Below are 7465 nucleotides of genomic sequence, written 5' to 3' on the forward strand. Positions count from 1 at the left end.
TTTTGAAATTGGTCATTTAATCATGCAAATAAGAGTTACTCATTTACACAAAATTCTTGACACTCTCTTTTCTCCTCGCAACAATCAAACTAATTGTTTTTTTAAGTTATTTTTATTCTTAATTTGCAAATTTTTATCTCTAACCTGGAATAAGTAATTCATTAAAATCTAATATTATATAACGTTTTATAAGTCTCTGTCAGTTGATAATAAATAACTGAAGATTCCTTTCTTCACGGTAGCTCGATAAGATCCTTGTTCAACAGCATGTCGTTTTACAATATCATGATGATAACAAATCATAATCACTGCGACGACTATCGCTAATAATAGGGAAATTCCTGTATCATCGTTGATAGAAGCTGCATAATATAAAATTACACCTACAATACCAATAAGCTCTATATCAAATAACGGATTTGCAAAAGTCCGCAGCCAGAGACTGCTTCTTGTGACATACCAGTAGACATTACCGCCTTGATCGACAACATCATACTTTGAATTGCTATCTTGTTGATTCAATTCTACTGTTCGTTTTGTCGGGATTTCAAAAGATTCTAATGACCTAGGTTTACGAACAAATTTACGTTGTTTTGCCCGATCATTGATACCACCCGCAGCAATATTAAATATAGGCAGTTGACCTAACATATGGTTGATAGAACCATGCTGCTTTTCCTTTGATGCTGTTTTAGGCATGGGTTTAGGTTTAGGCGTAAATTCCCCGGTTTTAGGATCCATATCATAATAATCCGAGAACGGATTAGGCGTATCTTTAAATGGGTACTCAGGATCATAAACGTAATCAGCGCTGTTAAGATAGTCAAGATGATGATTACGATTATAGTTATATTGATTAATCGCAATTTCTTGATGTTCTGGCGACATCCCATCATAATCACGCAAAGCTTCTTGAACATAAACGAGGCCGTTTTGATCACGATAATAAGCTTCATTATCAAGATTGCGTTCTTCTTCAACCGTCAAATCAACATAATCATCTGCCAAATCATCCTCAACGTCTAATGAATCATGAGATTCATTATCACACTCCTGATGAATCCGATTAAGCTCATGATCTGCTTCTTGCTCTTCTAGTCGATGGAGATGATCGTTATAATCATCCATGTATTCGTCTTCAAATTCATCATTGATATCTTGGCTATCGACACGACCATCACCATTATAATCATCATTAAACATTAAATTACTTCTCTCCATATCTTCTACCAGGAGGCATTCCCTTATGATATTTAGTAACCACAGAAAACATCACAGGAGGCATTCCCCATGAATGAACTTACCACAGAAATTATCGCTGCACTAGCCCAAAAGTAAGATTTGGACGAAGTTTTTCGTCACCACCTCGAAATTGCGATTTTCGCCAACAACTGGCATCAGACCTATCCCAAATTAATCAAAGATCTGCTTAAAATGCCGAATTTACTCACTTTCATGGACTTTCCACCAGCTATCCGGCAATCACTATACTCCACTAACCTGATTGAGAACTTTAATAAGCATCTCAAGCGCACTACCCACCACAAAGAACAATTTCCAACGGAAGATTCACTGGATCGCTTCCTGGTTTCTCAGTTTAATGTTTATAACGAGAAGTCTCTGAAGCGGATCCACCGAGGGTTCAAAGGACTCCAGGACACCTTGGAAGCATCATTTATTTAAGTTAGATACATATTATATGTACGAAGGCATTTCATTTACATAAGATTCTTGACGCTACCTGATTTTTAGTCATAAATTAAATTACTTCTCCAGGATTGTCATTTTACCGTCAATTATCTGATAAACTTTGTCTGCCATATCTTTTAACCTTAAGTCATGAGTAACTACAATAATAATTTTATTTCTTTTGTGCGCTAAATCTCTGAGTAGCTCGATTACTTTCATGGATCTATCTGTATCTAATGCGGCTGTGGGTTCATCTGCTAAAATATAGTCAGGATCAGTGTATAATGCTCTAGCAATTGCCACACGCTGCTTTTGTCCACCAGAAAGTTGATTAGGATATTTTTTTAGCAGTTCTAAAAGTCCTAAATCAGAAAGAAGCTCATGCATTTTTTGTTCAGTCAAATTTTGGCTTTTTAGTTTATCTACGAATTTAAACTGTTCTTCGACCGTTAAAAATGGGACTAAGTTATAAGATTGTAAAACAAATCCTATCTTTTCCAATCTTAATTTTGTTTGTTGTTTTTTGGACAAACTGTTAATTGTACTGTCATTTATTTTTACGTCACCATTAGTTGGTGTCTGTAGTCCGCCTGCTATAGTCAAAAATGTAGTTTTTCCTGATCCTGATGGCCCTACAACTAAAATAAGCTGACCACTTTCTGCTTCGAAATTAATATTTTCTAGTGCTACGTACTTACTACTCCCTTCACCAAAAATTTTTGTGACTGAGTCGAAAATTAGATTTGACATGAAATTAACCTCCAATAATTTTGTAAGGATCAACTTTGGCAATTTGGCGAATTGGTATCAATGCACCCAACAAGGACATAATAATAATACCTATTCCAGTTACAATAATATTACTTTTATCGATGACAATGGGTACCTCGCTGGGTAACGTAATAGCTGTTATTTCACCTAATATAATGGCTATAATAACGCCAATAACCGACATAATAAATGATTGAAATAACGTACTTAAAACAAGATATTGCGTTGAGACTCCTTGCGCCTTCAAGACACCTAAGTTGGGTAATTTTTGAACGGTCAGAATATACAAGAAAATTGAAATAACAATTAGAATAATAATATACAAAAAACCAATCATGAAGTTGAATGTGAGTTGTTGTGCACTATATCCAGGTAATTTATTAATAAATGAGCCAATGCTCAACTGATTAGTCCCTTTTGGTATTTTTGAATTATTTAACGTATTCTTGAATACCACAGCATTTGTTACACCTTTATTCAGTGATTGAATAGTGTCTGGTGAAATATAAACCACGGGAAGAGCACTTAAAGTTGCCCTGGGTGTAAAACCTGTAATTTTAATCCTCAATGATGAATTAGCAACTAACAAGTAGTCACCGATTTTGAATCCATCACTTTTGAATTTATCCGATACGACGCCGGCATTGTTTCGGATATTTTTACTACCACTTGTTATTTTCAATTTTTTAAATATGAACGATTTGGAATCAAGAGCTACTAATTGAGCATTCTCTTTTAATCCATTTTCTGATTTTACAAGTGTACTATACTGTGAAATTCTGGTTCCATTATTGGGTAAACTAGCAACCTCATCCTGTGAAAGAAAAGATTGTTGTAAACGTCCTTCAGAATCACTATTTAAGACAATACTTGAAGCATCCCACTCGTTAATTGCCGCTTTGTTTAGGTTAGCTAAACCAGTGGCTAAACCAGTAAGAATAATCAAAAGATAACTTACTAAAAATATAAGTGCCACTATTAGGCTATAACGCAATTTTTCATGTAGCATCTCTTTAATAGCTAAAAACATAATGACCTCCTGTTATTAATTCTATTTATTATTAATATATCACTTAATGTGTTTTGAAAAGTTGGTAGGGAGCGTCAATAATTTTGTGTAAATGGTTCTTCCCTACTGTAGATTATCTCTAATTCTCCATCGGTTGACTCAGCATTTGTTCGAGCTCGCCTTCGGCCTGTTGGAAACCTTTATGACTGCGACCTAGGAATTTTTGGTTGTGAGTATCAAAAGACGAGACTAAGAAACGTTCCATCGACTCTTCATTTTGGAACTGTTCCTTGCGGTGGCTGTATTTCTTGATTTGCTTATTAAAGGATTCAATCAAGTTCGTAGAGTAAATAGTCTTGCGTATGGCTAATGGGAAATCATAGAAAGTGAGCAGGTAATCGTTCGAAAGGATCGATTCCACCATTTTTGGATAGCTGGTTTTCCATTTTTCCGCAAAAGCACCACGTGCTTCCAATGCCGCCTTTTTAGATGACGCTTGATACACCATTTTAAAATCATCACAGACTTCCTTACGATCATCGACACGCACTTTGTGACTGATATTACGGGAAACGTGCACACAGCAATGTTGAAAACGGGCTTTGGGGTAGAACCGCTGCACGGCCCCTGCCATCCCCTTTAAGCCATCCGCGATGAAAAGGAGGACGTTTTTCACGCCACGTTCCTGGAGGTCTATTAAAATCTCTTCCCAAATCGTGATAGATTCAATTGGTGCAATCGCATAGCTCAACACTTCCTTTGAACCGTCCGGGCGAATGCCAACTGCGAAATGAATGGCTTCCTTGGCGACGGTTTTCCGCTTTAAAGGGATATAGGTTGCGTCCATATAAATAGCGGCATAACGGTCATGAAGCTCACGTTCCTTAAATGAAGTGACTTCTTCCGTAAATGATTTAGTCATATTGGACATGGTTTGGGGCGTGTAGTGATGCCCATACATTTTCTCAATCAAGTCTGCGATTTCCGACATGGTAATACCTTTTCGGAAGAGGTGAATGACGGTCTCCTCTAACGTATCATTCGTCCGTCTATAAGCAGGAACAGTCTGTTGCTTGAACTCGCCGTTGCGGTCGCGCGGGATCTGGAGATGAAGTTCCCCGTACTCGGTCTTGACCGTACGGTCATAGGAGCCGTTACGAGAATTACCCGTGTTAAAACCAATGCGATCGTACTTTTCGTAATCGAGGAAAGCCGTTAACTCCGTTTTGAGAAGCGTATTGACAGCTTTTTCCAAATGGACACGGAATAATTCATTCAAATCGCCTTTGTTCGCTAGAGTCTTTAGAATTTCTGTAGTAAAATCGTTCATATGGAAGTCCTCTTTTCTGTGAATGTGTTGTGGTAACTCTATTCTACAGAAGGGACTTCCTTTTTTCTATTTACACAAAATATTTTACACTCTCCTACTTGAAGTTTTTGAATGAAAACTCTATAATGAGAAATGTGAAAATGTTCACTTATTATAAATTAAGTTTGGAGGCTTTTATTTATGAAAATTGCAATTGCAGGGGCCGGCGCGATGGGTTCCCGGTTCGGACTGATGTTGAAACAAGGTGGTAACGATGTTTTGCTAATCGACGGCTGGCAGGAGCATATCAATGCCATCAAAGAAAACGGATTGAAGGCTAATTATAATGGCGAAGAAATTACTGTTAAAGTCCCAATTGTTAATCAGAATGAGGTGCCCACTGGTGAGCAATTTGATTTGATTATCTTATTCACGAAGGCAATGCAGTTGGAAAAAATGCTGCAGGATGTTAAACCATTAATTGCTGATCACACAGAAGTTTTGTGTCTTTTAAACGGTATCGGTCATGAAGACGTAATCGAAAAATTCGTACCGATGGAAAAAATCTTTATCGGCAACACCATGTGGACTGCTGGTCTAGAAGGTCCCGGCAAGGCTAAATTATTTGGCAGCGGGTCTGTTGAATTGCAAAATCTAGGTATTGGCCAAGAAGAATCAGCGAAAAAATTGGCGGAAACTTTGTCCGCGTCTGGTTTAAATGCCAAATATTCCGACAACATTCATTATTCAATTTATCGTAAAGCTTGTGTCAATGGTACGATGAATGGCTTATGCACGATTTTAGACGTCAATATGGCGGGGCTTGGTGCAACCAAACCTGCTCATGACATGGTAGTGACTATTGTTAACGAATTTGCAGCTGTTGCTGCCAAAGAAAACGTCAACTTAGACATTCCCGAAGTAATCGAACATGTAGAAACTTGTTTTGACCCGACTACGATTGGTATGCATTTCCCATCGATGCACCAAGACTTGATAAAAAATAACCGTTTGACCGAGATTGACTACATCAACGGAGCCATTTCTCGTAAAGGTAAAAAATATGGCGTAGTAACTCCTTACTGTGATTTCTTAACGCAACTGGTTCATAGTAAAGAAGAAATTCTAGGAGCGAAATAGTAATCATTAGAAAGAGGACGAGAAAATGGAAGAAAAATTAACTCCAAAAATATTTTTAAATAAAGTATTAGCGGGTACCGCAACGGGGATCATCGTAGGGTTGATTCCTAACGCGGTATTGGCAGCAATTTTGAAATTATTTGGTGAAAATACCTTAGCAGTAACGATCACACAAATGGCAGTTATTTTCCAACTAGCTACTCCACTATTGATTGGCGCTTTGATTGCGGTGCAGTTTGGCTTCAAACCAATGCAAATGTTAGTAGTTGCCGGTGCAGCTTTCGTTGGCTCCGGTGTTGTGAAATTCAATCCTGACACAGCTACTTATATCGGTGCTGGTACCGGAGACATCATCAATACCATGATTACTGCATCAATCGCTGTCGGCATGATCTTGTTGATCGGCGAAAAATTTGGGTCCGTGGCAATTGTTGCAACACCAATCGTTGTTGGTATCGGCGCTGGTCTAATCGGCTATTATTTATATCCTTACGTAACCAAGATTACTGCCGCTATCGGTGAATTAATTAATACCTTTACTACTTTGCAACCAATTTTGATGTCAATCTTGATTGCATGTTCCTTTGCTTTCTTGATTATCTCGCCGATCTCTACAGTTGCCATTGGTATGGCAATTCAATTGAACGGTGTTTCTGCTGGTGCAGCCGCTATGGGTGTTGCCGCAACAACAGTTGTCTTGGTAGTTAACTCTTGGAAAGTCAACAAACCAGGGGTTACTTTGGCCATCGCATTGGGTGCTATGAAAATGATGATGCCAAACTTGTTTAGGAAACCAATTATCTTGGTGCCATGTCTATTCACCGCTATCATCTCAGCAATTCCAGTAGCGTTATTCTCAGTCTCAGGGACTCCTGCTTCTGCTGGTTTCGGTTTGGTAGGGTTGGTAGGTCCGTTGGCTTCATTGGACGCCGGTTTGAGTATTATTCTACTATTAATCAGCTGGTTTGTTGTACCAATCGTAGCTGCTTTCGTAGGTCAAATCTTATTTGAAAAAATCTTGAAATTGTATGATCGTAAAGATGTTTTCGAATTTTTAGGATAGTCAACTAGAAAAAGTGTGAGCCTTGTGCTCACGCTTTTTTGTGCAATTGAAGTTGGTGAATCTCAGCGAAAAGAGAAAGGTACCTTAAATAGTGTGTTTCTGGTCAATAGCACAATGAAATATCTAAATACATTATGAACTGCTTTTCGTTTTATGAAGAGCAGTTTGTGCTATTTGAGAAATTGCTCAATTTAATCATTAAGTAGTTTCATCAATGGTGACTATGCTACTGCAATTCTTGTTGTACCCAACCGGGAGCGTCAAGAATCTTGTGTAAATGAAATGCCTTCGTACATATAATATGTATCTAACTTAAATAAATGATGCTTCCAAGGTGTCCTGGAGTCCTTTGAGCCCTCGGTGGATCCGCTTCAGAGACTTCTCGTTATAAACATTAAACTGAGAAACCAGGAAGCAATCCAGTGAATCTTCCGTTGGAAATTGTTCTTTGTGGTGGGTGGTGCGCTTGAGATGCTTATTAAAG

Annotated in this window: 6 protein-coding genes and 2 pseudogenes; 3 read left to right on the forward strand and 5 right to left on the reverse strand. The window is 38.1% G+C overall.

The genetic code is table 11. From position 1 onward, the window contains the following. Positions 1-186 precede the first annotated feature (186 nt). A complete protein-coding gene (locus tag EKM67_RS09990) occupies positions 187-1203 on the reverse strand; it encodes a hypothetical protein (RefSeq protein WP_125578859.1) in 1017 nt (338 codons plus the stop codon). A 162-nt stretch (positions 1204-1365) separates the two neighbouring features. Here EKM67_RS09990 and EKM67_RS10000 point away from each other — a divergent pair. Further along, a pseudogene (locus tag EKM67_RS10000) lies at positions 1366-1683 on the forward strand (transposase); the annotation flags it as partial. Between the two features lie 81 nt (positions 1684-1764). Here EKM67_RS10000 and EKM67_RS10005 read toward each other — a convergent pair. The 3 genes from EKM67_RS10005 to EKM67_RS10015 form a co-directional block, all read right to left on the reverse strand. Further along, positions 1765-2439 (reverse strand): ABC transporter ATP-binding protein, encoded by a 675-nt coding sequence (locus tag EKM67_RS10005; protein WP_125578860.1) that lies wholly within the window; start codon positions 2437-2439, stop codon positions 1765-1767. 4 nt (positions 2440-2443) lie between these two features. Further along, on the reverse strand, positions 2444-3490 hold the full coding sequence (locus EKM67_RS10010; RefSeq protein WP_057825539.1) for an FtsX-like permease family protein: 1047 nt from the start codon (positions 3488-3490) through the stop codon (positions 2444-2446). 118 nt (positions 3491-3608) lie between these two features. After that, the gene (locus tag EKM67_RS10015; RefSeq protein ID WP_125578861.1) at positions 3609-4799 is read right to left on the reverse strand and encodes an IS256 family transposase; all 1191 of its coding nucleotides are present in this window, start codon (positions 4797-4799) and stop codon (positions 3609-3611) included. A 180-nt stretch (positions 4800-4979) separates the two neighbouring features. Between EKM67_RS10015 and EKM67_RS10025 the strand changes: the two genes are divergently transcribed. Further along, positions 4980-5918 (forward strand): 2-dehydropantoate 2-reductase, encoded by a 939-nt coding sequence (locus EKM67_RS10025; protein ID WP_002335374.1) that lies wholly within the window; start codon positions 4980-4982, stop codon positions 5916-5918. Positions 5919-5943: 25 nt separating this feature from the next. Continuing rightward, complete coding sequence (locus EKM67_RS10030; RefSeq protein ID WP_125578862.1) at positions 5944-6981, forward strand: PTS sugar transporter subunit IIC; 1038 nt, start codon at positions 5944-5946, stop codon at positions 6979-6981. A 312-nt stretch (positions 6982-7293) separates the two neighbouring features. On the opposite strand, the pseudogene EKM67_RS10035 reads toward EKM67_RS10030, so the two are convergent. Then, a pseudogene (locus tag EKM67_RS10035) lies at positions 7294-7465 on the reverse strand (IS256 family transposase); the annotation flags it as partial.

Source organism: Lapidilactobacillus mulanensis (assembly GCF_003946215.1).
Classification (GTDB): Bacteria; Bacillota; Bacilli; order Lactobacillales; family Lactobacillaceae; genus Lapidilactobacillus; species Lapidilactobacillus mulanensis.